This window comes from Oceanisphaera sp. (assembly GCF_052084945.1).
Classification (GTDB): Bacteria; Pseudomonadota; Gammaproteobacteria; order Enterobacterales; family Aeromonadaceae; genus Oceanimonas.
Map to the genome: position 1 here is coordinate 1 of NZ_JBQDEX010000179.1, position 3,023 is coordinate 3,023.

Below are 3,023 nucleotides of genomic sequence, written 5' to 3' on the forward strand. Positions count from 1 at the left end.
TCGACTTTTTATACAAACAAAAATAGATCAGTTATTTTTCCAGATTGGTATAAGTGCGACCGATTGCGGTGTGCGCTTTTAACTTACAGCGTTAGGCGTACAGCTATCTTTAGTATTACCGGATTTTTCCGGTGGCCAGTAAACGCTCTAACATGGGACGAAGTATTAGCTCCATGACAAAGCCAACCTTGCCCCCTGGCACCACTATGGTGCTACGACGCGACATAAAAGAGCCATCAATCATGGCTAATAGATAAGGGAAGTCGATCCCCTTAATGCCACGAAAACGGATCACCATCATGCTTTCGTCGGCACTGGGGATCACTTTAGCGCTAAAAGGGTTAGAGGTATCAACTGTTGGAATACGCTGAAAATTAATATGGGTACGAGAAAACTGCGGTGTAATAAAGTTAATATAATCTTCCATCGAGCGCACAATAGAATCAGTGACCGCTTCTCGTGAATGACCGCGCTCTGCCGTATCGCGGATCAATTTTTGGATCCACTCAAGGTTTACTATCGGCACCATGCCGATCAAGAGATCCACATGCTGAGCCACATTATGTTCATCTGTGACTACGCCACCGTGTAAGCCCTCATAAAACAATAAATTAGTATCATCGGGCAGCTGTTGGCTTGGGGTAAAAGTACCAGGCATTTGATTGAAAGGCACTGCTTCATCAAAGGTATGCAAATAACGACGAAACTGACCGGTGCCTGTGTGGCCATATTCTTTAAAAAACTGCTCTAATAGCTCAAAGTCGTTGGCTTCAGGACCAAAATAGCTGATATGTCTGCCTTGTTCTCGAGCACGGCGAATGGCCACGTCCATCTCTGGCCGAGTGTAACGGTGAAAACTATCGCCTTCGAGCATGGCGGCTTTCACCCCCAGCTGAGCAAACATAGATTGAAACACCTCGGTAGAGGTTGAAGTGCCGGCACCTGAAGAGCCGGTCACTGCAATAATGGGGTGCTTGGCAGACATAAAAACCCTAAAAAATAATAAATCTGTGAATGTTTATACGCAGTACGCTGGGGTGAGGTCAAGACTTGTCACTAAACTGCGCTGCGGGAAGTATATTTACGCTTTCATGTAGCTCACTATACACTATGACAGCTTCACGGCTTTTAAGTTGCTGTTTTACTTGCAGTACTTTCTCAGACAATGACACATCTTCTGCGCCATATTCAGTGCCCTCGCGCAATACAAATTGCTCTATTAAGTTAGTGAGCGTCTCTTCGCTTAAATCAGTATACGGAATAATCACTCGTCTTTGTCCTTTAAATAAGGTGGCCATTGCTGGGCTAACCATTGGGTTATTCGAGTTTCTAGCCAAAAACTAGGGCGCCATGGCAAGCCTTGTATAAAGCCAAGGTGACCGCCACTGCGACTCAACTCATAAGTAATAGCAGGAGGTAAATCACTGGCATCGGGGATCACAGTGTCATCCATAAAAGGATCGTCTGCTGCATGTATGATCAAGGTTTGCGTGCTAATGCTAGCCAGCAGGGGGAGCCCTGAGCAGGCTTGATAGTAATCTTGTGCGCTGCTAAAACCATGTATTGGAGCGGTTATTTTATCATCAAACTCACGCAAGTTTGTAATGCGACTAAGATCGCTAAACCCTGACAGCTGAGGGTGGCGGCGTAATTTTTGCCGCCAATTCTCTTTCATTCCTTTGAGTAAGTAGCTCTGATAACAGCGTGAGAGACCTGAGTTAATACGATCAGCACAAGCCGATAACTGTAACGGCGCTGATATAACAGCTGCGGCACATAAAGGAGAGCGAGCATGTTTGGCTAAATAGTTTATCAGCATATTTCCCCCCAAAGAGTAGCCAATGGCAGCAATAGCACGCTCGGGATAACGCTGGCGTAACAGTGTGAGTAAGTAATGGGGATCGTCAATGGCACCAGAGTGATAAGACGGCAAAAAACGATTGGGCGCGCCGCTACATCCCCGAAAGTGCATCAATACCGCTTGCCACCCTTGTCCATGCAACGCCGCCATCATACCTTGAATATAATGCGAGCTTATATCGCCTTCTAAACCATGAAATAGCACGACTAATGGCTTTTGGTCGCCTTTTTCGGGTAAGCCCCAGGCCAGATCGACAAAGTCGCCATCAGGGAGCTCAAGGCGCTCACGGCGGTGCTTTATGCGCGTTCGATGCAAGTATTTAGCAAAAACGGTTTGTATATGGGCGTTTTTCGCCCACCAAGGAGCCTGAAACGAGCTAGGATGTATCATAACATTTTGCTACTACACATATAAAAAATGGGCCTTTATAAGCGCGGATATACCCGGCAAACGAGTAGGGACGATCACAATCAATGGTTAAAGTACTGGGCAGCGGCAACAAAATCGAGTAAAACAACGCGTTTGTCGTATTATTTGCCGAGTACATCATGGATTTTGCCCTATTAGCTTCAGTGGCCGCCTTTGCATTTGCTTCCTGCGGCACACCAGGGCCCAACAATATGCTATTAACCAGCTCTGCAACTCGCTTTGGCTATCGGCCTACACTGAAGCTGTTATTAGGTATTATGTTTGGCTTGCAGTTGCTGATGCTATTGACCGCATTGGGATTAGGCCAGCTATTTTTGTTCTGGCCCGCTTTACAGTGGGGGCTTAAGTTAGCAGGGAGTGGTTATTTATTATGGTTAGCTTACAAAATTGGTAGCGCCGATGCGCAAAGTATGCGCGCAACAACTCACAGCATGAGCTGGTACCAAGGTGCCTTATTTCAATTTCTTAACCCTAAAGCGTGGTTGATGGCAGTGTCAGCTATTAGTAGTTTTACCCTGGCAGGAGAGCAATATTGGTCATCGGCCTGGGTGGTACTGGCAATATTTTTATCTTTAGGGTTGGTGACAGGGCATATTTGGGCATTTTTGGGGCTTAACTTACGCCGCTGGTTACACACCCCTACAGACTGGCGGCGTTTTAATTATGTGATGGCGTTACTGCAGGGCGAACGCATGAGTGTTTAATTTTTAACCACTGATTGTATGCCAGCTAT

General features: G+C 46.2%; 4 protein-coding genes. 1 reads left to right on the forward strand and 3 read right to left on the reverse strand.

Annotated features, from left to right (window positions below):
• Positions 1-115: 115 nt before the first annotated feature.
• The 3 genes from ACTHY5_RS11695 to ACTHY5_RS11705 are packed head-to-tail and all read right to left on the reverse strand — an operon-like array spanning position 116 to position 2,251.
• Complete coding sequence (locus tag ACTHY5_RS11695) at positions 116-985, reverse strand: phosphoribulokinase (protein ID WP_441879893.1); 870 nt, start codon at positions 983-985, stop codon at positions 116-118.
• Between the two features lie 58 nt (positions 986-1,043).
• A complete protein-coding gene (locus ACTHY5_RS11700) occupies positions 1,044-1,268 on the reverse strand; it encodes a YheU family protein (RefSeq protein WP_441879902.1) in 225 nt (74 codons plus the stop codon).
• Complete coding sequence (locus ACTHY5_RS11705; protein WP_441879896.1) at positions 1,265-2,251, reverse strand: hydrolase; 987 nt, start codon at positions 2,249-2,251, stop codon at positions 1,265-1,267. The genes ACTHY5_RS11700 and ACTHY5_RS11705 overlap by 4 nt, the downstream gene beginning before the upstream one ends.
• Before the next feature lie 158 nt (positions 2,252-2,409).
• Between ACTHY5_RS11705 and ACTHY5_RS11710 the strand changes: the two genes are divergently transcribed.
• The gene (locus ACTHY5_RS11710) at positions 2,410-2,994 is read left to right on the forward strand and encodes a LysE family translocator (protein ID WP_441879899.1); all 585 of its coding nucleotides are present in this window, start codon (positions 2,410-2,412) and stop codon (positions 2,992-2,994) included.
• The last annotated feature ends 29 nt before the right edge of the window (positions 2,995-3,023 follow it).

What these genes read in the sequence shown, in the direction of transcription:
- ACTHY5_RS11710 (WP_441879899.1), top strand. Translation starts at nt 2,410, where the DNA reads ATGGATTTTGCCCTATTAGCTTCAGTGGCCGCCTTTGCATTTGCTTCC.
- ACTHY5_RS11705 (WP_441879896.1), bottom strand. Translation starts at nt 2,251, where the DNA reads ATGATACATCCTAGCTCGTTTCAGGCTCCTTGGTGGGCGAAAAACGCC.
- ACTHY5_RS11695 (WP_441879893.1), bottom strand. Translation starts at nt 985, where the DNA reads ATGTCTGCCAAGCACCCCATTATTGCAGTGACCGGCTCTTCAGGTGCC.